This window comes from Pseudomonas marginalis (assembly GCF_008692035.1).
In the GTDB taxonomy this organism is placed as follows: domain Bacteria; phylum Pseudomonadota; class Gammaproteobacteria; order Pseudomonadales; family Pseudomonadaceae; genus Aquipseudomonas; species Aquipseudomonas marginalis.
In genome coordinates, this window is sequence record NZ_VTFG01000001.1 from 3,710,582 (window position 1) to 3,732,559 (window position 21,978).

The following is a 21,978-nucleotide window of genomic DNA, read 5'->3' on the forward strand; positions in this document are numbered from 1 at the left end:
GCAGAGCAAATGCAGGAGGGGCGGGGCGACGATTCGACTTGCCCCTCCCACATTTGGCCTTTGCTTGCCGCTGGGTGCATCGGTCTTTAGACTTACGCCTCATTTAAACGAGAGCAGGGTCGATGCCAACTGCCTTCCCCCCCGATTCTGTTGGACTGGTCGTGCCCCAAGTGGCGCACTTCAGCGAACCACTGGCCCTGGCCTGCGGCCGTTCGTTGCCCGCCTACGACCTGATCTATGAAACCTACGGCCAACTGAACGCCACGGCGAGCAACGCCGTGCTGATCTGCCACGCCCTCTCCGGCCATCATCACGCCGCTGGCTTCCACAGCGTTGACGAGCGCAAGCCTGGCTGGTGGGACAGTTGCATCGGCCCCGGCAAGCCCATCGACACCAACAAGTTCTTTGTCGTCAGCCTGAACAACCTCGGCGGCTGCAACGGTTCCACCGGCCCCAGCAGCCTCAACCCGGAAACCGGCAGGCCGTTCGGCGCCGACTTCCCGGTACTCACCGTGGAAGACTGGGTGCACAGCCAGGCGCGCCTCGCCGACCTGCTGGATATCCGACAATGGGCCGCCGTGATCGGCGGCAGCCTGGGCGGCATGCAGGCCCTGCAATGGACCATCACGTATCCGGATCGCGTGCGCCATTGCCTGGCCATCGCCTCGGCACCAAAATTGTCGGCGCAGAACATCGCCTTCAACGAAGTAGCACGCCAGGCCATCCTCACCGACCCCGAGTTCCACGGCGGTTCGTTCCAGGAAGCCGGTGTGATCCCCAAGCGCGGCTTGATGCTGGCGCGAATGGTCGGACACATCACCTACCTGTCCGATGACTCCATGGGCGAGAAATTCGGCCGTGGCCTCAAGAGCGAGAAGCTCAACTACGACTTCCACAGCGTCGAGTTCCAGGTGGAAAGCTACCTGCGTTATCAGGGCGAGGAGTTCTCCGGGCGTTTCGACGCCAACACCTACCTGCTGATGACCAAGGCCCTGGACTACTTCGACCCGGCAGCCAACCACGACGATGACCTGGCGAAAACCTTCGAGGGCGCCACGGCGAAGTTCTGCGTCATGTCGTTCACCACCGACTGGCGCTTCTCGCCGGCCCGCTCCCGAGAGCTGGTGGATGCGCTGATGGCGGCCAAGAAAGACGTCTGCTACCTGGAGATCGATGCACCGCAAGGCCATGACGCCTTCCTGATTCCGATCCCGCGCTACCTCCAGGCTTTCAGCAACTACATGAACCGCATTACTTTGTGAGAACGCCATGAGAGCCGACCTGGACATCATCCAAGACTGGATCCCCGCCGGCAGCCGCGTGCTCGACCTGGGCTGCGGCGATGGCGAACTGCTGAGCTGGCTGCGCGACAACAAGCAAGTCACCGGCTACGGCCTGGAAAACGACCCGGACAACATCGCCCAGTGCGTGGCCAAGGGCATCAACGTGATCGAGCAGGACCTGGACAAGGGCCTGGGCAACTTCGCCAGCAACAGCTTCGATATCGTGGTGATGACCCAGGCCCTGCAAGCGGTGCACTACCCGGACCGCATCCTCGACGAAATGCTGCGCGTGGGCCGCCAGTGCATCATCACCTTCCCCAACTTCGGGCACTGGCGCTGCCGCTGGTACCTGGCGACCAAGGGCCGCATGCCGGTCTCGGATTTCCTGCCGTACACCTGGTACAACACGCCGAACATCCACTTCTGCACCTTCGAAGACTTCGAAGCCCTGTGTGGCGAGCGTGAAGCCAAGGTGATCAACCGCCTGGCCGTCGATCAACAGCATCGTCACGGCTGGGCAAGCAAGCTATGGCCCAATCTGTTGGGCGAAATTGGTATCTACCGGGTCAGCAGCCCTGGCCTGACGGATCACAAGATTGCCGTCTAATCATTTTCAAGAGGGACGATCATGAGTCGCTTGGCTATTTTTCTACTGACTGCATGCCTGGGCGCCAGCGCCATGGCGGCGGACACTATCGACGCTAATCGCAAGAAAGACTTCGGTGATATCACCGTTCATTACAACACCTTCACCTCCAGCTTCCTGCAGCCGGAAACCGCCCAGAAAGTCGGCGTGGTGCGCAGCAAGGAGAAGGGCTTGATCAATGTGACCGTGATCAAGGGCGTAACCCCGGTGGCAGCGCAGGTGACAGGCACCATCAAGGACCTGGGCGGCAAGAGCGAGATCCTGACGTTCAAGCAAATCGACGAGAAAGGCGGGATCAATTACCTCGCGCCGTACTCCGTGACGCAGCGGGAATACAAGACGTTTACCATCAATGTGGAAACCGGCGGCAAAGCCCATAGCTTCCAATTCAACCAGGAACTGTTTCCGGCGGAATGATGAACCTTACTCAACTCGTACTGGCCAGCCATAACGCCGGCAAGCTCAAAGAACTCCAGGCCATGCTCGGCGAGTCCGTGCAACTGCGCTCGATTGGCGAGTTCAGCCAGGTGGAGCCGGAAGAGACCGGCCTGTCGTTCGTCGAGAACGCCATCCTCAAGGCGCGCAATGCCGCACGGATCTCGGGCCTTCCGGCGCTGGCGGATGACTCTGGCCTGGCGGTGGACTTCCTCGGCGGCGCGCCGGGTATCTATTCGGCGCGTTATGCCGACGGCAAGGGCGACGCGGCCAACAACGCCAAGTTGCTGGACGCGCTCAAGGACGTGCCGGACGCGATGCGCGGCGCGCAGTTCGTCTGTGTGCTGGCCTTGGTACGGCATGCCGATGACCCGCTGCCGATCCTCTGCGAAGGCCTGTGGCACGGGCGCATCCTGCACGCTGCCAGCGGTGAGCACGGTTTTGGCTATGACCCGTTGTTCTGGGTGCCGGAGCGCAATGTCTCCAGCGCCGAATTGAGCCCGGCCGACAAGAACCAGATCAGCCACCGCGCCCGCGCAATGGATTTGCTGCGCCAGCGCCTGGGCTTGAAATGACCCGGAACACCTCCGCGCAGCCGCTGATCCACGGTGGCGCGCAAACACCTCGGGCGGCGCTACCGGTGCTGCCGCCCTTGGCGCTGTACATCCACATCCCGTGGTGCGTGCGCAAATGCCCTTATTGCGACTTCAACTCCCACACCGCCAGCAAGGTGCTGCCGGAAGAAGAGTATGTGGACGCCTTGCTGGCCGACCTCGATCAGGACCTGCACGCGGTGTATGGGCGCGAACTGAGTTCTATCTTCTTCGGCGGCGGCACGCCAAGCCTGTTCAGCGCTGCGGCGCTGGGCCGATTGCTCAAAGGCGTGGAAGCACGCATCCCGTTTGCCGGTGACATCGAGATCACCCTGGAAGCCAACCCCGGCACGTTCGAGCAAGAGAAGTTCATCGCCTACCGCGCGCTGGGGATCAACCGGCTGTCCATCGGCATCCAGAGCTTCCAGCAGGCAAAGCTTGAGGCCCTGGGCCGCATCCACAACGGCGACGAAGCCGTACGCGCCGCCGGGATGGCGCGCCAGGCCGGATTCGACAACTTCAACCTGGACCTGATGCACGGCCTGCCCGATCAGTCCCTGGACGATGCGTTGAGTGACCTGCGCCAGGCTATCGCGCTCAAACCTACACACCTGTCCTGGTACCAGTTGACCCTGGAACCCAACACCGTGTTCTGGAACCAGCCGCCCGCGCTGCCGGAAGACGATACCCTGTGGGACATCCAGGAAGCGGGCCAGGCGCTGCTGGCCGAGCACGGTTACGCACAATACGAAGTGTCGGCCTACGCCCAGCCCGGGCGCCCGGCGCGGCATAACCTCAACTACTGGAGTTTCGGCGACTTTATCGGCATCGGCGCCGGCGCCCACGGCAAGCTCAGCCATCCGGACGGGCGCATTGTGCGCACCTGGAAGACCCGCGCGCCGAAGGACTACCTCAACCCGGCCAAAAGCTTCCAGGCCGGGGCGAAGGCGCTGACCAACGAAGAGTTGCCGTTCGAGTTCCTGATGAACGCCCTGCGCCTCACCGAGGGCGTCGACGCCACGCTCTACGCCGAACGCACCGGCCTCGACCTGGCGAGCCTCGACGAGGCGCGGCGCGAGGCAGAACAAAGTGGCTTAATGCAGGTCGAACCGTCACGCCTGGCGGCCACCGACCGCGGGCAACTCTTTCTCAATGACCTGTTGCAGAAGTTTTTGAGCTGATCGCTCTAAGGAAATCGAATGGATCTGGTACTCGACCTGCTCGCCACCGTATCCCGCTGGAGCCGCAGCAACCTATCGGAAATCTCCCTGGCCCTTGTGGGCTGTTTGCTGGTGCTGTTTGGCGCCGACATCAAGGGCTGGGTCGAAGCACGCCTGGGCAGCGTTGCCGGCGCGTTGCGCGTACCGTTGATGGCCCTGCTGTGCATGATCGGCAGTGGTGCGGCGCTGATCTATGCGACGCCGTGGATTGTGCGTGGCTTGAGCCAGTTCAATAACTACAGCCTGGCGCCGGTGCTGGTGGTGGTGCTGGTGTTGATTGGCGTCGTCGCCGATCGCCGCTGACCTCAAATCCAACACAAAACAACTGTGGGAGGGGGCTTATCCCCGATAGCTGAGGGTCAGTCGACATCAAAGTGACTGATCCACCGCTATCGGGGGCAAGCCCCCTCCCACATTGAATTGCATTTCAAGTCAGTGGCGAGTTACGCCAGCTTCTCGAACTTCAAATCCCAAACCCCATGCCCCAGCCGCTCACCACGCCGCTCGAACTTGGTGATCGGGCGTTCGGCCGGGCGTGGTACGCATTTGCCGTCTTGCGCCAGGTTGCGGTAGCCAGGGGCAACGTCCATCACTTCCAGCATGTATTCGGCATAGGGTTCCCAGTCGGTAGCCATATGCAGGACACCGCCGACTTTCAGCTTGCTGCGCACCAGTTCCGCGAAGGAAGCCTGGACGATGCGGCGCTTGTGGTGACGGCTCTTGTGCCAAGGGTCCGGGAAAAACAGCATCAGGCGGTCGAGGCTGTTGTCGGCGATGCAGCGGTTGAGCACTTCGATCGCGTCGCAGTCATAGACCCGCAGGTTGGTCAGGCCTTGAGTCAGCACGCCATTAAGCAGCGCACCGACACCTGGGCGGTGGACTTCCACACCGATGAAATCCTGTTCCGGCGAGGCTGCGGCCATTTCCAGCAGGGAGTGACCCATGCCGAAACCGATTTCCAGGGAACGCGGGGCCGAACGGCCGAACACCTGGTCATAGTCCACCGGCGCGTCGGCCAGGGGCAGGACGAACAGCGGCGTACCTTGCTCCAGGCCCTTTTGCTGGCCCTCGGTCATGCGGCCGGCGCGCATCACAAAACTCTTGATGCGGCGGTGCTTGGACTCGTCGCCTTCTTCCACAGTGTTCGGCGTTTCGTTTGATTCAGTCATCAATGGCTCTTACTTGATCAGACCATCCAGCGGCGAAGAGGCGCTGGCGTAGAGTTTTTTTGGCATGCGCCCGGCGAGGTAGGCCAGGCGGCCGGCGACGATGGCGTGTTTCATGGCTTCGGCCATCAGCACCGGTTGCTGGGCGTGGGCGATGGCCGAGTTCATCAGCACCGCGTCACAGCCCAGTTCCATGGCGATGGTGGCGTCGGAGGCGGTACCGACACCGGCGTCCACCAAGACCGGGATCTTGGCTTCTTCGAGGATGATCTGCAGGTTGTACGGATTGCAGATACCCAGCCCGGAACCGATCAGGCCGGCCAGCGGCATCACGGCGATACAGCCGATTTCGGCCAGTTGGCGGGCGATGATCGGGTCATCGCTGGTGTAGACCATCACGTCAAAACCTTCCTTGACCAGCGTTTCTGCGGCCTTGAGGGTTTCGATCACGTTGGGGAACAGGGTTTTCTGGTCGGCCAGCACTTCCAGCTTGACCAGGTTGTGGCCGTCGAGCAGTTCACGGGCCAGGCGGCAGGTGCGCACGGCTTCGATGGCGTCGTAGCACCCGGCGGTGTTCGGCAGGAAGGTGTAGCGATCCGGCGACAGCACGTCGAGCAGGTTCGGCTCGCCTTCGATCTGGCCGAGGTTGGTACGGCGCACGGCGAAGGTCACGATCTCGGCGCCCGAGGCTTCGATGGCCTGGCGGGTTTCTTCCATGTCGCGGTACTTGCCGGTGCCGACCAGCAGACGGGACTGGTAGGTACGACCGGCCAGGACGAAGGGCTTGTCGCTACGAACGATGCTCATGGGAAATCCTCGAAATGGGGTGAGGTTCTGCAGAATCCGGGGCTACATAAAAGCGCGGGACTAGCCGCCGCCGATGGCGTGGACCACCTCGACCTGGTCACCCTCGGTGAGCGTGGTCTCGGCGTGCTGGCTACGCGGGACGATATCCAGGTTGAGTTCCACTGCGACGCGACGCCCGGTCAGGTCCAGGCGGGTCAGCAGGGCCGCAACGGTTTCGCCGTCGGGCAGTTCAAGGGATTCGCCGTTCAACTGAATGCGCATGCCACGGGCCGCCATCGATTTTAGGGGCCAGCATTCTAGCCCGATTGGCACCTGAAGGTCAGCTCCAAGCGTCAAGCGGTCAGTTGCATGCGCCAGGCAGCCAGGCCCAGGAAGAACCAACCCAGCAGGAACGCCAACCCGCCGAAGGGCGTAATGATGCCGAGTTTGCTGATCCCCGTGGTGGTCAGCACGTACAGGCTGCCGGAGAACAGCAGGATACCGACGACAAAGGACACGCCCGCCCACGTCACCAGGCGCCCCGGAATATGCGCCAGCAGCAGCGCCACGCCGAACAGCGCCAGAGTGTGCACCAACTGATAAGTCACGCCGGTGTGAAAGATCGCCAGGTACTCGGCGCTCAGGCGGCTTTTCAGGCCATGGGCGGCGAACGCACCGAGGGCGACACCGGTGAAGCCGAAAAAGGCAGCCAGCATCAGAAAGCTACGCAGCATGAGGAACTCCAGTCAGACTCATTGGGCAGGGTCTGTATAATGGCCCGCTCAACGGGTTCGGCCAAGCCATCTCTATGCTGCGTGTCCTCTTCAAACGCCTTCTCACCGTCGTGAAATGGTTTGCCATCGGCAGTGTTCTGCTGGTGCTGCTGTTCCGTGTCGTCCCGCCGCCCTTCACCGCGCTGATGGTGGAGCGCAAGGTCGAATCCTGGTTCGACGGCGAACCCATTGACCTGCAACGCACCTGGGTGCCGTGGGACGAGATCTCCGACGACCTGAAAGTGGCGGTGATGGCCGGTGAAGACCAACGTTTCCCGCAGCACTGGGGCTTTGATTTCGGCGCGATCCAGGCGGCGCTCCTGCACAACGAGCGCGGCGGTTCGATCCGGGGCGCGAGCACGCTGAGCCAGCAGGTGTCGAAAAACCTGTTCCTGTGGGCGGGTCGCAGTTATTTGCGCAAAGGCCTGGAAGCCTGGTTTACCGGGCTGATCGAGGTGTTCTGGCCCAAGCAGCGGATTCTTGAGGTGTACCTCAACAGCGTGGAATGGGATGAAGGCGTGTTTGGCGCGGAAGCGGCGGCGCGACATCACTTTGGGGTGAGTGCCAAGGGGTTGTCCCGGCAGCAGGCCAGCTACCTGGCGGCGGTGTTGCCTAATCCACGGGTATGGAGTGCCAGCCATCCGACCGCGTATGTGGCGCGGCGGGCAGCCTGGATTCGCCAGCAGATGAGCCAGCTGGGCGGAGAGGGTTACCTGGTGGAACTGAACAATTCCCGCAAAGCGCCTTGGTCCGACTGATACAACACAAAACAAATGTGGGAGGGGCTTACCCCCTCCCACATGTTCAGGCGGCGATCGACAACTTCAGCTTGTTCATCGCGCTTTTCTCAAGCTGACGAATGCGCTCGGCCGACACGTTGTACTTCTGCGCCAGGTCGTGCAGCGTGGCTTTTTCTTCCGCCAGCCAGCGCTGGTAGAGGATGTCACGGCTACGGTCGTCCAGCACTTCCAGCGCTTCGTGCAGGTTGTGGTTGGAGTTGTCGCTCCAGTCGGCGTCTTCCAGTTGACGCGCCGGGTCGTACCGGTGGTCTTCCAGGTAGTTGGCCGGCGATTGGAAAGCACTGTCGTCGTCCGCTTCGGCGGCCGGGTCGAAGGCCATGTCATGGCCGGTCAGGCGGCTTTCCATCTCGCGCACTTCACGGGGCTCCACGCCGAGGCTTTCGGCCACGCGGTGGACTTCCTCGTTGTTCAGCCACGCCAGGCGTTTTTTCTGGCTGCGCAGGTTGAAGAACAGCTTGCGCTGGGCCTTGGTGGTCGCGACTTTCACGATGCGCCAGTTGCGCAGGATGAACTCGTGGATTTCCGCCTTGATCCAGTGCACGGCAAACGACACCAGGCGCACGCCCATCTCAGGGTTGAAGCGCTTTACAGCCTTCATCAGGCCGACGTTGCCTTCCTGGATCAGGTCAGCCTGGGCCAGGCCGTAGCCGCTATAGCTACGGGCGATATGTACGACAAAACGCAGGTGGGCGAGCACCATCTGCCGAGCCGCCCCCAAATCCTGCTCATAGTAGAGACTCTCGGCCAGTTCACGCTCCTGCTCGGGCGTCAGCAATGGAATGCTGTTGACCGTGTGCACATAGGCTTCCAGGTTCGCACCCGGGACCAAGGCATAAGCAGGTTGCAAAGAAGTGGTCATACGAAAAAACCTCCGACTCACATAACTCGTGCAGTTCAGCACTGCGAAAATTGACCGGGAACCGTAGGACAAGTTCCCTAAACCACTGATACGGTCAATACAAACGAAACCACATTACCCTGACATTAACTACTTCGGTGCCAGCTCGCGTAAATGCCGTGCGACCGCAATCCAGGCACCGATATAACCCAACAATACCGCGCCAAGCAAGAGCGACAGACCATCGGCAACCGGCACCCCGGCCAGGGCAAAATCGCTGCCGTACAAGCCGGCAAGCCCGACAACCGCGTCGTTCAGCCAGTTCAGGCCGAACGCCAGCACGCCCCAGGACAAAATCCCCGCACCCAGGCCATAAAGCGCGCCCATGTACAGAAAAGGCCGACGCACATAGCTGTCCGTGCCGCCGACCAGTTTAATCACTTCTATCTCGGTGCGACGGTTTTCAATATGAAGACGAATGGTATTACCTATCACCAAAAGTAATGCAGACACCAACAGCACCGTCAGGCCGAACACAAAGCGGTCGCCCAGCTTGAGGATCGCCGCCAGGCGCTCCACCCAGACTAGATCAAGTTGCGCCTGTTGCACCTTCGGCATCTCTGCGAGTTTTTGTCGCAGGGCTTCAAGGCCCGCCTTGTCGACTTCATTCGGCGTCACCAGCACCACGCCCGGCAGCGGGTTCTGCGGCAGCTCTTTCAGCGCCTCGCCCAGGCCGGACTGTTGCTGGAACTCCTCAAGGGCCTGATCGCGGCTGACGTACTCGGCGTCCGCGACGCCCGGCATGTTCTTGATATCGTCCCGTAGTGCTTCGCCTTCCTTGGTGCTGGCATCGAGGTTCAGGTACAGGGAAATCTGTGCCGCACGCTGCCAGGAACCGCCCAGGCGCTCGACATTATTAAGCAGCAGCGACAAGCCCATCGGCAGGCTCAGGGCCACGGCCATCACCAGGCAGGTAAAAAAGCTGCCGATCGGCTGCTTGCCCAGGCGACGCAGGCTGTCCAGCAGGCTGGCGCGATGGCTTTCGATCCAGGCGCGCAGCAGGGTGCTGAAGTCGGGGCCATCGTCATCGTCGTGTTTTTTCTTTTTCGGTTGCGGATCGGCCGGTTTCGGCGCCACGCGCTCGGAAACCTTGGGGCTACGTGTTGCACTCATACGCCAGCCTCCCCGTCACCGATCAGGCGACCGCGTTGCAGGGTCAGCATGCGATGGCGCATACGGGCGATCAGCGCCAGGTCATGGCTGGCGATCAGTACGCTGGTGCCCAGACGATTGATGTCTTCGAATACCCCCATGATCTCGGCCGCCAGGCGCGGGTCGAGGTTACCGGTGGGTTCGTCCGCCAGCAGCAAGGCCGGGCGGTGAACGATGGCGCGGGCAATGCCGACGCGCTGTTGCTGGCCGGTGGACAGGTCGCCGGGATAGAGGTCGGTCTTGTCCGACAGCGCCACGCGCTCCAGGGCCGAATCCACACGCTTGACGATTTCGGCCTTGGACAGCCCAAGAATCTGCAACGGCAGGGCAATGTTGTTGAACACCGTGCGATCGAACAGCAACTGGTGGTTCTGGAACACCACGCCGATCTGGCGGCGCAGGAACGGGATCTGCGCATTGCTGATGGTAGCCAGGTCCTGGCCCGCCAGCAGCAACTTGCCCGTGGTCGGGCGTTCCATGGCCAGCAGCAGGCGCAACAGCGTACTTTTGCCGGCCCCCGAGTGACCGGTGACAAACAAGAACTCGCCGCGGCGCACTCGAAAGCTCAGCTCATGCAAGCCCACATGCCCGTTGGCATAGCGTTTACCGACCTGTTCGAATCGAATCATGAACGCTCCCGCTCGGCAAACAGTGCCTGGACAAAGGGTTCGGCTTCAAAGGTGCGCAGGTCGTCGATGCCTTCACCGACGCCGATATAACGAATCGGCAACCCGAACTGCTTGGCCAGGGCGAAGATCACGCCACCTTTGGCCGTGCCGTCGAGCTTAGTCAAGGCCAGGCCGGTCAGCTGGACCGTCTGGTTGAATTGCTTGGCCTGGCTGATGGCGTTCTGCCCGGTACCGGCGTCGAGCACCAGCAGCACTTCGTGCGGGGCGTCTGCATCGAGCTTGCCGATCACGCGGCGGACTTTCTTCAGCTCTTCCATCAGGTTGTCTTTGGTGTGCAGGCGACCGGCGGTATCCGCGATCAGCACGTCGATGTTACGAGCCTTGGCGGCTTGCACGGCGTCGAAGATCACCGAGGCGGAATCGGCACCGGTGTGCTGGGCGATGACCGGGATCTTGTTGCGCTCCCCCCAGACCTGCAATTGCTCGACGGCAGCGGCGCGGAAGGTGTCGCCGGCGGCGAGCATGACTTTCTTGCCTTCCGACTGCAGCTTCTTGGCCAGTTTGCCGATGGTGGTGGTCTTGCCGGCGCCGTTGACACCCACGACCAGGATCACGAACGGCTTGTTCGGGGTGATCACCAGCGGCGCCTCAACGGGCTTGAGCATCGCAGCCAGTTCGGCCTGCAAGGATTTGTAGAGGGCGTCGGCATCGGTCAACTGCTTGCGCGCGACCTTCTGGGTCAAGCTCTGGATGATCACGGCGGTGGCTTCGACGCCCACGTCGGCGGTCAGCAGGCGGGTTTCGATGTCTTCCAGCAGCTCATCGTCGATGACTTTCTTGCCGAGGAACAGGCTGGCCATGCCTTCGCCGATGCTGGCGCTGGTCTTGCTCAGGCCTTGCTTGAGGCGGGCGAAGAAGCCGGTCTTGCTGGTTTCGGTGGAGGCGACGGGCGCTTCGACGACGGCGGGAGCGGCAACCACTGGCTCGACGAGCGCGGGCACGGGGGCGGGAGCTTCGACAACGACCGGCTGTGGCTCAACGGTCACCGGAATCGGCGGCACCACATGCTCGGCCTGCACATCTTCAACCAGCGCCACAGGCTCTTCGGGCACCGGCAGCTCAGGCCACGGCTTGTGTTCGGGCTCAGGCTCCACCTCGGCCACCGGCTGCAACACCGGCTCAGCCATCGGCAACACCACCGGCGCCGGCGCTTCGGCAACGGGCTCGGCTTCTACTATAGGCTCGGGGATCGGCTCAGCTTGAACCTGTGGCTGTTCAGCGACGGTTTCCTGCGGCTTTTTGCGCAGCCATCCGAACAGGCCTTTCTTCTCGCCAGCCGCAGCTGGGGTCTTCTTGTCGTCGTTGGAACCAAACATGGAGACGGCTATCTCAAGGTAGCGACGCGCCAAGGGGCACATCGGTAAATAAAATTCGATGCGTAACAGACTGTTTTTTAGCCAGCTCGTTCATGCGCAACATTTTGTAAGGCCTAAATAGGGCCTTAACAAGACAGCCATAGTGGCCGTCCCTAGGTCGGATCAGTATCCTAGCACCTCCTCGCCCGCCGACGCTAAGACCAAGCGGGCAGCCCAACAGGTTTAAAAACGAATGAATGCTCTAGCCCGCCACGCCGCAGGCCTGCTGTTCAGCACAGTTTGTCTGCCCCTTTCAGCCTTGGCTGCCGACCCACAACCCACCCATGAATTCACCCTGGATAACGGCCTCAAGGTGGTCGTGCGCGAAGACCATCGCGCGCCGGTGGTGGTTTCCCAGGTCTGGTACAAGGTCGGTTCGAGCTACGAAACCCCGGGCCAGACCGGTTTGTCCCACGCCCTGGAGCACATGATGTTCAAGGGCAGCGCCAAGGTCGGCCCCGGCGAAGCCTCGCTGATCCTGCGTGACCTGGGCGCCGAAGAAAACGCCTTCACCAGCGATGACTACACCGCCTACTACCAGGTGCTGGCCCGTGACCGCCTGGGCGTTGCCTTTGAGCTGGAAGCCGACCGCATGGCCAGCCTGCGCCTGCCGGCCGACGAGTTCAGCCGCGAAATCGAGGTAATCAAGGAAGAACGCCGCCTGCGCACCGACGACAACCCGATGTCCAAGGCCTTCGAGCGCTTCAAGGCGATGGCCTTCCCGGCCAGCGGCTATCACACCCCGACCATCGGCTGGATGGCCGACCTCGACCGCATGAAGGTCGAGGAGCTGCGCCACTGGTACCAGTCCTGGTATGTACCGAACAACGCCACGTTGGTGGTGGTCGGCGACGTCACCCCGGACGAGGTAAAAAACCTGGCCCAGCGCTACTTCGGCCCGATCCCCAAGCGTGACGTACCGCCCGCCAAGGTTCCGATGGAGCTGGCCGAGCCCGGCGAGCGCCTGCTGACCATGCATGTGCAGACCCAATTGCCGAGCGTGATCCTGGGCTTCAACGTACCTGGCCTGGCCACCGCCGAAGACAAGCGTTCGGTCCAGGCCCTGCGCCTGATCTCGGCCCTGCTGGACGGCGGCTACAGTGCACGGATCTCCGAGCAACTGGAGCGTGGCGAAGAGCTGGTATCCGCCGCGTCCACCAACTACGACGCCTACACCCGGGGCGACAGCCTGTTCACCCTCTCGGCCACCCCGAACCAGCAGAAGAAAAAGACCGTTGCCCAAGCCGAAGCCGGCCTGTGGCGCCTGCTGGAAGAGTTGAAGGCCAAGCCACCGACCGCCGAAGAACTGGAACGCATCCGTGCCCAGGTCATTGCCGGCCTGGTGTACCAACGCGATTCCATCACCAGCCAGGCCACGGCCATCGGCTCCCTGGAAACCGTGGGCCTGTCCTGGAAACTCATGGACACCGAACTGGCCGACCTGCAAAGCGTGACCCCGGAAGATATCCAGAAGGCCGCGCGCACCTATTTCACCCGCGAACGTCTGAGCGTCGCCCATGTTTTGCCTGAGGAGACCGCTCATGAGTGATCGCAAAAGCAGCCGCCTGATCCTGCCGGGCCTGATCGTCGTCACGTTGATCGCGGCGAGCGCCGTGTACTTCCTGCGCCCGAGTGACTCCGTCGCCAGCCAGGCATTGGACAAGGCTCAATCGACCAACAAACTGCAATCCCTGGCGGAACTGGACGGCAAGGCGCCGACCAACCGCAAGCTCGACGTGCAAACCTGGACCACCGCCGAAGGCGCCAAGGTGCTGTTCGTCGAAGCCCATGAGTTGCCGATGTTCGACATGCGCATCCTGTTCGCCGCCGGCAGCAGCCAGGACGGCAACGTGCCGGGCCTGGCGCTGATGACCAACGCCATGCTCAACGAAGGCGTACCGGGCAAGGATGTGAGCCAGATTGCCAGTGGTTTTGAAGGCCTGGGCGCCGACTTTGGCAATGGCGCTTATCGCGATATGGCGCTGGTGTCCCTGCGCAGCCTCAGCGACAGCGCTAAACGCGACGCCGCCCTGGCGCTGTTTGACGAGGTGATCGGCAAGCCGACCTTCCCCGCCGACTCCCTGGCGCGGATCAAGAACCAGATCCTCGCCGGCTTTGAATACCAGAAGCAGAATCCCGGTAAGCTGGCGAGCCTGGAGCTGTTCAAGCGCCTGTACGGCGATCACCCCTATGCTCACCCGAGTGAAGGCACGCCGCAAAGCGTTCCGAAGATTACCCTCGCGCAGTTGCAGGCGTTCCACGCCAAGGCTTATGCGGCGGGTAATGCGGTGATTGCCGTGGTCGGCGACTTGACCCGCGCCGAAGCCGAAGCGATGACCGCCAAAGTGTCGGCCGCGCTGCCCAAGGGCCCGGCCATGGCGAAGATCGCCCAGCCGACCGAGCCCAAGGCCGGCCTGAGCCATATCGAGTTCCCGTCCAAACAGACTCACCTGCTGTTCGCCCAATTGGGCATCGACCGCGCCGACCCGGACTACGCAGCCCTGTCCCTGGGCAACCAGATTCTCGGCGGCGGCGGCTTCGGAACCCGCTTGATGAGCGAAGTGCGCGAGAAACGTGGCCTGACCTATGGGGTGTATTCCGGTTTCTCGCCGATGCAAGTGCGTGGCCCGTTCATGATCAACCTGCAGACCCGCGCCGAAATGAGCGGCGGCACCCTGCGCCTGGTCGAAGACGTGCTCGCCGACTACCTCAAGACCGGCCCGACGCAAAAGGAACTGGATGACGCCAAGCGCGAGCTGGCCGGCAGCTTCCCGCTGTCCACCGCAAGCAACGCCGATATCGTCGGACAGCTGGGCGCCATGGGTTTCTACAACCTGCCGCTGAGCTATCTGGAAGATTTCATGAAACAATCCCAGGCCCTGACCGTAGAGCAGGTCAAGGCTGCCTTGAACAAACACTTGAGCGCCGACAAGATGGTCATCGTGACCGCCGGCCCAACGACTGCGCAAAAGCCACTACCGCCCCCCACTGATAAACCTGCCGAGCAGCCGCTCGGGGTTCCGGAGCATTAATGGCCAGTTCATCTCGCCCGAAAAAACCTGTCCACAACGTGCATAACGGTGTGGGCCAACTGCGCATCATTGGCGGCGAATGGGGCAGCCGCAAGCTGAGCTTCCCCGACGTCGTGGGCCTGCGCCCGACGCCGGACCGCGTACGTGAAACCCTGTTCAACTGGCTGGCGCCGTACATTGCCGGCGCCAAGGTGCTGGACCCGTTCGCCGGCAGTGGCGCGCTGTTCCTGGAGGCGCTGTCCCGTGGCGCGGCCCAGGCCCAGGCGCTGGATGCCAGCAATGTCGCGGTGTCCAGCCTCAAGGAACACCTGGGCACCCTGCGCTGCACCAATGGCCAGGTGCAGACCGCCGACGCCCTGCGCTACCTGGAAACCCAGGCGCCCAGCGCCTACGACGTGGTGTTCCTCGACCCACCGTTCAACCAGAACCTGTTGCCGACCGTGTGCGCCTTGCTCGAAGAGCGCCAATGGCTGGCACTGGACGCGTGGATCTACACTGAAAGCGAGACCGCGCCGTCTACCCTGGGCTTGCCGGGCGCCTGGCGCCTGCACCGGGAGCAGAAATCCGGTCGTGTGTATTACGCGCTGTGGCATCGATTGGTCGAAAGCGTCGCTTAAAATCTGTGGTGAGCAAGCCTGCTCACCACAGACAGTGAGTCAGCTCAAAACTGAGAGTGTCATGACACCGTCCTCCGACCAGTTCATCCCCGCCTTCGGCCTCGGCAACCCTCACCTGCAAACCCTGTGGGGGCCGCTGTGGCGGCCGACTACCCATATCGAACGCCAACGCGAACGCCTGTGGCTGGAAGACGGCGACTTTCTCGACCTCGACTGGCATGGCCCCCATGACGCGCAGGCGCCGTTGGTGCTGGTGCTGCACGGGCTGACCGGCTCATCCAATTCCCCCTATGTGGCCGGCCTGCAAAAAGTCCTCGGCGCCCAAGGCTGGGCCAGTGCGGCCTTGAACTGGCGCGGCTGCTCGGGCGAGCCCAACCTGCTGGCGCGCAGCTATCACTCAGGCGCCAGCGAAGACCTCGCCGCCGCGATTGCGCACCTGCGCGCCAAGCGGCCGTTGGCGCCGCTGTATGCGGTGGGTTATTCGCTGGGGGGCAATGTGCTGCTCAAGCACCTGGGGGAAACCGGCGAGGCGTCCGGGCTGCAAGGCGCAGCGGCGGTGTCGGTGCCGTTTCGCCTGGATCAGTGTGCAGACCGGATCGGGATAGGTTTCTCGCGGATTTATCAAAAGCACTTCATGGGTGAAATGCTCGCGTATATCCGCGTCAAACAACGCCGTTTTTTACAGGATGGCCGCGCGGACGGGCTGAAAACCCTGGAAGCGCTTGGCTCGCTGGAGAAGATGCGCACCTTCTGGGACTTCGACGGCCGGGTCACCGCGCCGCTGCATGGGTTCTTGAGTGCCGAGGACTATTACCGTCGCGCGTCGAGTCGCTACTACCTGGGCGCGATCCGCACGCCGACGCTGATTATCCAGGCGGCCGACGACCCGTTCGTATTCGCCCACAGCTTGCCCGAGGCCAGCGAGCTGTCGGCGTGCACCGAGTTTGAGCTGACGACCAAGGGTGGGCACGTGGGCTTCGTCGATGGCTCGCTGAAACGCCCAGGCTACTACCTGGAGCGGCGCATCCCACAATGGTTATTGGCACGACACGGTTAAACATGTGGGAGGGATAAGCCCCTCCCATATTAGGATTGGGTTTACACGGCCGGAACTCAGTCACCCGTAGCGATTTTCCGCGTCGGATCGGTAATCCACTCGCTCCACGACCCCGCATACAACTTGCCCAACGGGTAACCCGCCAGGCTCAGGGCGAACAGGTTGTGGCAGGCCGTCACGCCCGAACCGCAATACGCCACCAGTTCCTCCGGCGAGCGCCCCTGCAACTGCGCGGCGAAGCGCTGCTTGAGTTGCTCGGCCGGGAGGAAACGCCCGTCACTGCCCAGGTTTTCGTTGAACGCCGCACATTGCGCACCGGGGATATGCCCGGCAATCGGATCAATGGGCTCAACTTCACCGCGAAAGCGCGGTTGGGCGCGGGCATCGATCAGGGTCAGGCCGGGTTGGCCCAGGCGTTTTTGCAGGTGTTCGGCATCCAGCAGCAGGTGATTGTCCGGCGCGCCATCGAAAGTCCCACGCTCGGTTACCGGCGCGTCCAGGCTCAACGGGAAACCCGCGGCATGCCAGGCCTTGAGGCCGCCGTCCAGGATAAACACACCGTCACGCTTGCCCAGCCAGGCCAGCAGCCACCAGGCACGAGCCGCATAGGCGCCAGGGCCGTCGTCATACAGCACGATATCGGTGTCAGCATGGATGCCCCATGTCCGCAGTTGCTCGGCGAAGGTGCCCGCCGCCGGTAACGGGTGACGACCGGTCACACCTTTGATCACCGACCCGCTGAGATGGCGCTCCAGGTCGGCATATTGCGCACCCTCGATATGCCCTTCGGCGTAGCTGCAACGCCCGTAATCCGGGTCTTCCAGGGCAAAACGGCAATCCAGGATCACCAGCCCCGCCGACGTCTGGCGCTCGGCCAATTGCTGGGGGCTGATCAGTTGGGCAAGCGGCATGATGGACTCCTGTGAACAGATTCGGGAAAGGTCCTACTTCACGTCTTCCAGTGCCTGGTTCAACGGCACGTAAAACTCTTTGAACAGTGCATCCACCGCTTCTTTCGCCTGGGGCGTAACGAAACCCGCCTCCAGCACCAGCACCTGATACACACCGCGCTTGATGGCTTCGGCACTCAGGTGGGCGGAGTTTTCATTGGTGGTGCACAGGAAACGCACCCAGGAGGTGAGGATGATCCAGGCATTGAGGGTCAGGGCTTCGGTTTGCACCGGGTCCATGTTCAGGATGCCTGCATCGACAAACCCCTGGTAGATGGCGCCGCCCTGGATCAGGCAACGCTGGGAAAAACGCCGATAGCCGGTGGCCAGCTCCGGGTCGCTCTCCAGCAGGTGTTCAAGGTCGCGGTGCAGAAAACGGTAGCGCCACATGCCGGCCAGTACGGCCTGGAGATAAAAGCGCTTGTCCTCCACGACCATTGCACGCCCCTGGGGCGGACGCAGGAAACTGTCCACCAACGCTTCATATTCGCGAAACAGCACGGAGATGATCGCTTGCTTGTTGGGGAAGTGGTAGTACAGGTTGCCCGGCGAAATTTCCATATGGGCGGCGATATGGTTGGTGCTGATACTGCGCTCGCCCTGCTGGTTAAAAAGCTCCAGGCTGGTTTGCACAATACGCTCGCTGGTCTTTACTCGTGGTGCCATAGGGGAATCAGCTTCTGTACACGTGATAGGGCATCTTACGGCCTATCCTTGCCAGGATAAATCTGCATGTTGCTGCAATGTCATTTGACAATTTAGAGCAATGACTCTAAAAATCCACGCAGACCAATAACAATCGGTGCTGCGCCATGTCTGCCAACGTTGCCTACCTGCAAGATGCCCAGGCGCTGGATCAACTCCAGGACCTGTTCGACGCCCAACGCCGCGCCTACGCCGCCAACCCGATGCCGCCAGCTGCACAGCGCCAACAGTGGCTGAAGGCCTTGCGGGATGTGCTCAGTGACGAGCGCCAGGCACTGATCCATGCGATCAGCCAGGATTTCAGCCAGCGCAGCGCCGACGAAACCCTGTTCGCCGAACTGATGCCCAGCCTGCATGGCATTCACTACGCCAGCAAACACCTAAAAGGCTGGATGAAACCTTCCCGCCGCGCTGTAGGCCTGGCCTTCCAACCTGCGTCAGCCAAAGTCATTTACCAACCCCTGGGCGTGGTCGGCGTGATCGTGCCGTGGAACTACCCGCTGTACCTGGCCATCGGCCCACTGGTCGGTGCGTTGGCCGCAGGCAACCGGGTGATGCTCAAGCTCAGCGAATCCACGCCTGCTACCGGCGAACTGCTCAAGGCGTTACTGGCGAGGATTTTCCCCGAGGACCTGGTGTGCGTGGTGCTCGGAGAGGCCGAGGTGGGCATGGCGTTTTCCAAGCTGCGCTTCGATCACCTGCTGTTTACCGGCGCGACCAGTATTGGCAAGCACGTGATGCGCGCCGCTGCCGAACACCTCACGCCGGTCACCCTGGAACTGGGCGGCAAGTCGCCGGCCATTGTCTCCGCCGACGTACCGCTCAAGGACGCCGCCGAACGCATCGCCTTCGGTAAAGCCTTGAACGCCGGGCAAACCTGCGTGGCCCCGGACTACGTGCTGGTGCCGGAGGACCGCGTGGAGGGTTTCGTCGAGGCCTACAGCAAGGCGGTTCGCGGGTTTTATCCGACGCTGGCCGACAACCCGGACTACACCGCCATCATCAATGAGCGTCAATTGGCCCGGCTCAATGCCTACGTCAAGGACGCCACCGACAAGGGCGCCACCCTGATCCCGCTGTACGACCAGGGCCAGGCACGGCGCATGGCCCATAGCCTGCTGCTGAATGTCAGCGATGACATGACCGTGATGCAGGACGAAATCTTCGGCCCGGTGCTGCCGATCGTGCCTTATCGCGGCATCGACCAAGCCTTTGCCTACATCAACCAGCGCCCTCGCCCGCTGGCCCTGTATTACTTCGGCTACAACAAGCGCGAGCAGGACCGGGTCCTCCACGAGACCCATTCCGGCGGTGTCTGCCTGAACGACACCCTCCTGCACGTGGCCCAGGACGACATGCCCTTTGGCGGCATCGGCCCCTCGGGCATGGGCCACTACCACGGCCATGAAGGGTTCCTGACGTTCAGCAAGGCCAAGGGTGTGCTGGTGAAACAGCGCCTGAACGCGGCGAAATTGATCTACCCGCCCTACGGCAAATCGATCCAGAAACTGATCCAGAAGCTGTTTGTCCGCTGACACCGCCACCCACGGGATAACAATAACAATGAACCCTAGCCTCATTGATTCACCCGCGCTGTCGCGGCGCGGCGTCTTGAAAATCGGTCTGTGTGCCAGCGCTTTCCTGGCCACGGCCGGGCTGGGCGCCAGCCTCAGCGGCTGCTCCAGCAGCACCCCGGCCAGCGGCTTTGCCATGTTGCGCAGCAGTGACCTGCCGTTCCTGCGCGCGGTGATCCCGGTGCTGCTCGAAGGCGTGGCCAGCGCTCAGGATGTGGTCGCCGGGATTGAAGACACGTTGAAAAAACTCGACTACAGCCTGCAACACCTGTCGCCGGAGATGTTCAAGCTCACCCAGCAGCTGTTCGATGTGCTCGGCATGGGCATTACGCGCGGCCCGTTGACCGGCATCTGGGGCAGTTGGGAAAACGCCAGCGCGGAGCAGATCCGCAACTTCCTGCACCGCTGGGAAAACAGCTACCTGAACCTGCTGCGCATGGGCCAGGGCTCGCTGCTCAAGCTGGTGATCATGGCCTGGTACTTCCGGCCCGCCGCCTGGGCGCATTGCGGCTACCCCGGCCCGCCGAAGATCTGATTTGCCTCCCTCACAATAAAAACAAGAGACGCCCCTGATGCCCGTACCCGATCTGTTCCGCGACGGCCTGGCCCGCGGCTGGAAAACCCACGATGGCGCCGCCCTCGACCGCGACCTGACCCTGGAGGCCGACGTGGCCATCATCGGCAGCGGCGCCGGTGGCGGCACCACTGCCGAGATCCTCAGCGCCGCCGGCTACAAAGTACTGTTGATCGAAGAAGGCCCGCTCAAGACCAGCAGCGACTTCAAGCTGCTGGAGGACGAGGCCTACGCCAGCCTGTATCAGGAAGGCATCGGCCGCATGAGCAAGGACGGCGCCATCACCATCCTGCAAGGCCGCGCGGTGGGCGGTACCACGCTGATCAACTGGACCTCCAGCTTCCGTACCCCGGACGCCACCCTCGGCCATTGGGCCAGCGAGTACGCGGTAAAAGGCCACAGCAGTGCAGAGATGGCACCGTGGTTCGAAAAGATGGAGCAGCGCCTGGGCATCGCACCATGGGCCATCCCCCCGAATGCCAACAATGATGTGATCCGCAAAGGCTGCGAAAAGCTCGGCTACAGCTGGCATGTGATCCCGCGCAACGTACGTGGCTGCTTCAACCTGGGTTATTGCGGCATGGGCTGCCCGGTCAACGCCAAGCAGTCGATGCTGGTGACCACCATCCCGTCCACCCTGGAAAAAGGCGGCGAGCTGCTGTACCTGGCCCGCGCCGAGCAGCTCAAATACAGCGGCGACACCATCAGCAGCCTGGAATGCGTAGCGATGGACGCGCGCTGCGTGGCGCCTACCGGGCGCAAGATCACAGTGAAGGCCAAGCATTACGTGCTGTCGGGCGGCGGCATCAATAGCCCGGCGCTGCTGATGCGCTCGGGTGCCCCCGACCCGCATTCGCGGCTGGGCAAGCGGACCTTTTTGCACTTGGTGAACTTCTCCGCCGCATTGTTCGACGAGGTGATCAACCCGTTCTACGGCGCGCCGCAGTCGATCTACTCCGACCATTTCCAGTGGCAGGACGGCACCACCGGCAAAATGTCCTACAAGCTTGAAGCGCCGCCCTTGCATCCAGCATTGGCCAGCACCTTGTTCGGCGGCTATGGCACGCAGAACGCCCTGGACATGGGCCAATTGCCCCATACCCACGCCATGCTCGCGCTGTTGCGTGACGGCTTTCACCCCGACAGCCAGGGCGGCAGCGTGGATTTACGCGGTGACGGTACGCCGGTGCTCGACTATCAGGTTTCGCCCTACGCCTGGGATGGCCTGCGCCGGGCCTTCCACAGCATGGCCGAAATCCAGTTCGCGGCGGGCGCCAAGTCGGTCAAGCCCATGCACCATGACGCACGGTTCGTGAACACCTTGGCCGAGGCACGCAGCGTCATTGAGGGTTTGAATCTGGAATTGCACCGGACAACCCTGGGCAGCGCCCATGTGATGGGCGGCTGTGCCATGGGCGAAGATCCCAAAAATGCGGTGGCTGACAGCCTCGGTCGCCATCACCAATTGCGCAACCTGTCGATCCACGACGGTTCGCTATTCCCCACCAGTATTGGGGCCAACCCGCAATTATCGGTGTACGGATTAACCGCTCAACTGGCGACAGCCTTGGCCGAACGTCTGAAAACAGCGTGAAAAAACACGCTATTCACGGTGTCTATACGGCTTTCTTATGCATAAGTTGACTTGGCCGACCGGGATGGCTGCGATACCA

The 21,978-nt window shown here is 62.2% G+C and carries 24 protein-coding genes; 14 read left to right on the forward strand and 10 right to left on the reverse strand.

What is annotated here, in order from left to right; translation table 11 throughout:
• The first annotated feature begins 122 nt into the window (after window positions 1-122).
• From metX to FX984_RS17455, 6 genes are read left to right on the forward strand one after another with little or no spacing between them, the layout of a single operon-like run.
• The gene (metX, locus tag FX984_RS17430) at window positions 123-1,262 is read left to right on the forward strand and encodes a homoserine O-succinyltransferase MetX (RefSeq protein WP_146477650.1); all 1,140 of its coding nucleotides are present in this window, start codon (window positions 123-125) and stop codon (window positions 1,260-1,262) included.
• A gap of 7 nt (window positions 1,263-1,269) precedes the next feature.
• Entirely contained in the window at window positions 1,270-1,890 is a 621-nt protein-coding gene (gene metW / locus FX984_RS17435) for a methionine biosynthesis protein MetW (RefSeq protein WP_017735309.1), read from the forward strand.
• A gap of 21 nt (window positions 1,891-1,911) precedes the next feature.
• A complete protein-coding gene (locus tag FX984_RS17440) occupies window positions 1,912-2,346 on the forward strand; it encodes a DUF4426 domain-containing protein (protein WP_027606095.1) in 435 nt (144 codons plus the stop codon).
• Window positions 2,343-2,939: an RdgB/HAM1 family non-canonical purine NTP pyrophosphatase gene (gene rdgB / locus FX984_RS17445; protein WP_027606096.1), complete on the forward strand. Its 597-nt coding sequence runs from the start codon at window positions 2,343-2,345 to the stop codon at window positions 2,937-2,939. The genes FX984_RS17440 and rdgB overlap by 4 nt, the downstream gene beginning before the upstream one ends.
• On the forward strand, window positions 2,936-4,138 hold the full coding sequence (gene hemW, locus FX984_RS17450; protein WP_092355683.1) for a radical SAM family heme chaperone HemW: 1,203 nt from the start codon (window positions 2,936-2,938) through the stop codon (window positions 4,136-4,138). Before rdgB ends, hemW begins: the two co-directional genes overlap by 4 nt.
• 18 nt (window positions 4,139-4,156) lie before the next feature.
• Window positions 4,157-4,480, forward strand: coding sequence for a DUF3392 domain-containing protein (locus FX984_RS17455; protein ID WP_010207241.1), 324 nt, complete (start codon window positions 4,157-4,159; stop codon window positions 4,478-4,480).
• Between the two features lie 140 nt (window positions 4,481-4,620).
• Here FX984_RS17455 and trmB read toward each other — a convergent pair whose 3' ends face one another.
• The 4 genes from trmB to FX984_RS17475 all read right to left on the reverse strand — a co-directional run bounded on the left by trmB (window position 4,621) and on the right by FX984_RS17475 (window position 6,863).
• Window positions 4,621-5,346 (reverse strand): tRNA (guanosine(46)-N7)-methyltransferase TrmB, encoded by a 726-nt coding sequence (gene trmB / locus FX984_RS17460; protein WP_065923853.1) that lies wholly within the window; start codon window positions 5,344-5,346, stop codon window positions 4,621-4,623.
• Between the two features lie 9 nt (window positions 5,347-5,355).
• Entirely contained in the window at window positions 5,356-6,150 is a 795-nt protein-coding gene (locus FX984_RS17465) for a thiazole synthase (protein WP_027606099.1), read from the reverse strand.
• Window positions 6,151-6,210: 60 nt separating this feature from the next.
• Window positions 6,211-6,411 carry a sulfur carrier protein ThiS gene (gene thiS, locus FX984_RS17470; RefSeq protein WP_049711100.1) on the reverse strand — a complete coding sequence of 67 codons (201 nt, stop codon included), beginning with the start codon at window positions 6,409-6,411 and terminating at the stop codon, window positions 6,211-6,213.
• A 71-nt stretch (window positions 6,412-6,482) separates the two neighbouring features.
• Window positions 6,483-6,863, reverse strand: coding sequence for a DUF423 domain-containing protein (locus tag FX984_RS17475; protein ID WP_065938111.1), 381 nt, complete (start codon window positions 6,861-6,863; stop codon window positions 6,483-6,485).
• A gap of 74 nt (window positions 6,864-6,937) precedes the next feature.
• Between FX984_RS17475 and mtgA the strand changes: the two genes are divergently transcribed.
• Window positions 6,938-7,660 (forward strand): monofunctional biosynthetic peptidoglycan transglycosylase, encoded by a 723-nt coding sequence (gene mtgA / locus FX984_RS17480; protein ID WP_146477648.1) that lies wholly within the window; start codon window positions 6,938-6,940, stop codon window positions 7,658-7,660.
• Window positions 7,661-7,706: 46 nt separating this feature from the next.
• Here the strand turns inward: mtgA and rpoH are convergent, their stop codons facing one another.
• From rpoH to ftsY, 4 genes are all read right to left on the reverse strand, one after another.
• Window positions 7,707-8,561: an RNA polymerase sigma factor RpoH gene (rpoH, locus tag FX984_RS17485; RefSeq protein ID WP_003176698.1), complete on the reverse strand. Its 855-nt coding sequence runs from the start codon at window positions 8,559-8,561 to the stop codon at window positions 7,707-7,709.
• Window positions 8,562-8,690: 129 nt separating this feature from the next.
• Window positions 8,691-9,713: a permease-like cell division protein FtsX gene (ftsX, locus tag FX984_RS17490; RefSeq protein WP_065923857.1), complete on the reverse strand. Its 1,023-nt coding sequence runs from the start codon at window positions 9,711-9,713 to the stop codon at window positions 8,691-8,693.
• Window positions 9,710-10,381 (reverse strand): cell division ATP-binding protein FtsE, encoded by a 672-nt coding sequence (ftsE, locus tag FX984_RS17495; protein WP_003213784.1) that lies wholly within the window; start codon window positions 10,379-10,381, stop codon window positions 9,710-9,712. Before ftsE ends, ftsX begins: the two co-directional genes overlap by 4 nt.
• The gene (ftsY, locus tag FX984_RS17500) at window positions 10,378-11,757 is read right to left on the reverse strand and encodes a signal recognition particle-docking protein FtsY (RefSeq protein WP_027606104.1); all 1,380 of its coding nucleotides are present in this window, start codon (window positions 11,755-11,757) and stop codon (window positions 10,378-10,380) included. The genes ftsE and ftsY overlap by 4 nt, the downstream gene beginning before the upstream one ends.
• A 232-nt stretch (window positions 11,758-11,989) precedes the next feature.
• On the opposite strand from ftsY, the gene FX984_RS17505 reads away from it, so the two are divergent.
• The 4 genes from FX984_RS17505 (at window position 11,990) to FX984_RS17520 (ending at window position 16,502) form a co-directional block, all read left to right on the forward strand.
• Entirely contained in the window at window positions 11,990-13,345 is a 1,356-nt protein-coding gene (locus FX984_RS17505) for a M16 family metallopeptidase (RefSeq protein WP_027606105.1), read from the forward strand.
• Window positions 13,338-14,828, forward strand: coding sequence for a M16 family metallopeptidase (locus FX984_RS17510; RefSeq protein WP_027606106.1), 1,491 nt, complete (start codon window positions 13,338-13,340; stop codon window positions 14,826-14,828). The genes FX984_RS17505 and FX984_RS17510 overlap by 8 nt, the downstream gene beginning before the upstream one ends.
• Complete coding sequence (gene rsmD / locus FX984_RS17515) at window positions 14,828-15,445, forward strand: 16S rRNA (guanine(966)-N(2))-methyltransferase RsmD (RefSeq protein ID WP_146477646.1); 618 nt, start codon at window positions 14,828-14,830, stop codon at window positions 15,443-15,445. The genes FX984_RS17510 and rsmD overlap by 1 nt, the downstream gene beginning before the upstream one ends.
• A 61-nt stretch (window positions 15,446-15,506) precedes the next feature.
• The gene (locus FX984_RS17520; RefSeq protein WP_146477644.1) at window positions 15,507-16,502 is read left to right on the forward strand and encodes a hydrolase; all 996 of its coding nucleotides are present in this window, start codon (window positions 15,507-15,509) and stop codon (window positions 16,500-16,502) included.
• A gap of 56 nt (window positions 16,503-16,558) precedes the next feature.
• Here the strand turns inward: FX984_RS17520 and FX984_RS17525 are convergent, their stop codons facing one another.
• Window positions 16,559-17,413, reverse strand: a complete 855-nt coding sequence (locus FX984_RS17525; RefSeq protein ID WP_146477642.1) for a sulfurtransferase — start codon at window positions 17,411-17,413, stop codon at window positions 16,559-16,561.
• A 33-nt stretch (window positions 17,414-17,446) separates the two neighbouring features.
• A complete protein-coding gene (locus tag FX984_RS17530; protein ID WP_027606110.1) occupies window positions 17,447-18,118 on the reverse strand; it encodes a TetR/AcrR family transcriptional regulator in 672 nt (223 codons plus the stop codon).
• Between the two features lie 146 nt (window positions 18,119-18,264).
• On the opposite strand from FX984_RS17530, the gene FX984_RS17535 reads away from it, so the two are divergent.
• From FX984_RS17535 to FX984_RS17545, 3 genes are read left to right on the forward strand one after another with little or no spacing between them, the layout of a single operon-like run.
• Window positions 18,265-19,692 (forward strand): coniferyl aldehyde dehydrogenase, encoded by a 1,428-nt coding sequence (locus FX984_RS17535; protein WP_027606111.1) that lies wholly within the window; start codon window positions 18,265-18,267, stop codon window positions 19,690-19,692.
• A 28-nt stretch (window positions 19,693-19,720) separates the two neighbouring features.
• Window positions 19,721-20,266, forward strand: a complete 546-nt coding sequence (locus FX984_RS17540; protein WP_092355707.1) for a twin-arginine translocation pathway signal protein — start codon at window positions 19,721-19,723, stop codon at window positions 20,264-20,266.
• Between the two features lie 37 nt (window positions 20,267-20,303).
• Complete coding sequence (locus tag FX984_RS17545; protein WP_146477639.1) at window positions 20,304-21,899, forward strand: GMC family oxidoreductase; 1,596 nt, start codon at window positions 20,304-20,306, stop codon at window positions 21,897-21,899.
• Window positions 21,900-21,978 lie beyond the last annotated feature (79 nt).

What these genes read in the sequence shown, in the direction of transcription:
- FX984_RS17545 (WP_146477639.1), top strand. Translation starts at nt 20,304, where the DNA reads ATGCCCGTACCCGATCTGTTCCGCGACGGCCTGGCCCGCGGCTGGAAA.
- FX984_RS17540 (WP_092355707.1), top strand. Translation starts at nt 19,721, where the DNA reads ATGAACCCTAGCCTCATTGATTCACCCGCGCTGTCGCGGCGCGGCGTC.
- FX984_RS17535 (WP_027606111.1), top strand. Translation starts at nt 18,265, where the DNA reads ATGTCTGCCAACGTTGCCTACCTGCAAGATGCCCAGGCGCTGGATCAA.
- metX (WP_146477650.1), top strand. Translation starts at nt 123, where the DNA reads ATGCCAACTGCCTTCCCCCCCGATTCTGTTGGACTGGTCGTGCCCCAA.
- rpoH (WP_003176698.1), bottom strand. Translation starts at nt 8,561, where the DNA reads ATGACCACTTCTTTGCAACCTGCTTATGCCTTGGTCCCGGGTGCGAAC.
- mtgA (WP_146477648.1), top strand. Translation starts at nt 6,938, where the DNA reads ATGCTGCGTGTCCTCTTCAAACGCCTTCTCACCGTCGTGAAATGGTTT.
- rsmD (WP_146477646.1), top strand. Translation starts at nt 14,828, where the DNA reads ATGGCCAGTTCATCTCGCCCGAAAAAACCTGTCCACAACGTGCATAAC.
- FX984_RS17465 (WP_027606099.1), bottom strand. Translation starts at nt 6,150, where the DNA reads ATGAGCATCGTTCGTAGCGACAAGCCCTTCGTCCTGGCCGGTCGTACC.
- ftsE (WP_003213784.1), bottom strand. Translation starts at nt 10,381, where the DNA reads ATGATTCGATTCGAACAGGTCGGTAAACGCTATGCCAACGGGCATGTG.
- hemW (WP_092355683.1), top strand. Translation starts at nt 2,936, where the DNA reads ATGACCCGGAACACCTCCGCGCAGCCGCTGATCCACGGTGGCGCGCAA.
- thiS (WP_049711100.1), bottom strand. Translation starts at nt 6,411, where the DNA reads ATGCGCATTCAGTTGAACGGCGAATCCCTTGAACTGCCCGACGGCGAA.
- FX984_RS17510 (WP_027606106.1), top strand. Translation starts at nt 13,338, where the DNA reads ATGAGTGATCGCAAAAGCAGCCGCCTGATCCTGCCGGGCCTGATCGTC.
- FX984_RS17455 (WP_010207241.1), top strand. Translation starts at nt 4,157, where the DNA reads ATGGATCTGGTACTCGACCTGCTCGCCACCGTATCCCGCTGGAGCCGC.
- metW (WP_017735309.1), top strand. Translation starts at nt 1,270, where the DNA reads ATGAGAGCCGACCTGGACATCATCCAAGACTGGATCCCCGCCGGCAGC.
- ftsX (WP_065923857.1), bottom strand. Translation starts at nt 9,713, where the DNA reads ATGAGTGCAACACGTAGCCCCAAGGTTTCCGAGCGCGTGGCGCCGAAA.
- FX984_RS17505 (WP_027606105.1), top strand. Translation starts at nt 11,990, where the DNA reads ATGAATGCTCTAGCCCGCCACGCCGCAGGCCTGCTGTTCAGCACAGTT.
- FX984_RS17530 (WP_027606110.1), bottom strand. Translation starts at nt 18,118, where the DNA reads ATGGCACCACGAGTAAAGACCAGCGAGCGTATTGTGCAAACCAGCCTG.
- FX984_RS17520 (WP_146477644.1), top strand. Translation starts at nt 15,507, where the DNA reads ATGACACCGTCCTCCGACCAGTTCATCCCCGCCTTCGGCCTCGGCAAC.
- FX984_RS17475 (WP_065938111.1), bottom strand. Translation starts at nt 6,863, where the DNA reads ATGCTGCGTAGCTTTCTGATGCTGGCTGCCTTTTTCGGCTTCACCGGT.
- FX984_RS17525 (WP_146477642.1), bottom strand. Translation starts at nt 17,413, where the DNA reads ATGCCGCTTGCCCAACTGATCAGCCCCCAGCAATTGGCCGAGCGCCAG.
- trmB (WP_065923853.1), bottom strand. Translation starts at nt 5,346, where the DNA reads ATGACTGAATCAAACGAAACGCCGAACACTGTGGAAGAAGGCGACGAG.
- rdgB (WP_027606096.1), top strand. Translation starts at nt 2,343, where the DNA reads ATGATGAACCTTACTCAACTCGTACTGGCCAGCCATAACGCCGGCAAG.
- FX984_RS17440 (WP_027606095.1), top strand. Translation starts at nt 1,912, where the DNA reads ATGAGTCGCTTGGCTATTTTTCTACTGACTGCATGCCTGGGCGCCAGC.
- ftsY (WP_027606104.1), bottom strand. Translation starts at nt 11,757, where the DNA reads ATGTTTGGTTCCAACGACGACAAGAAGACCCCAGCTGCGGCTGGCGAG.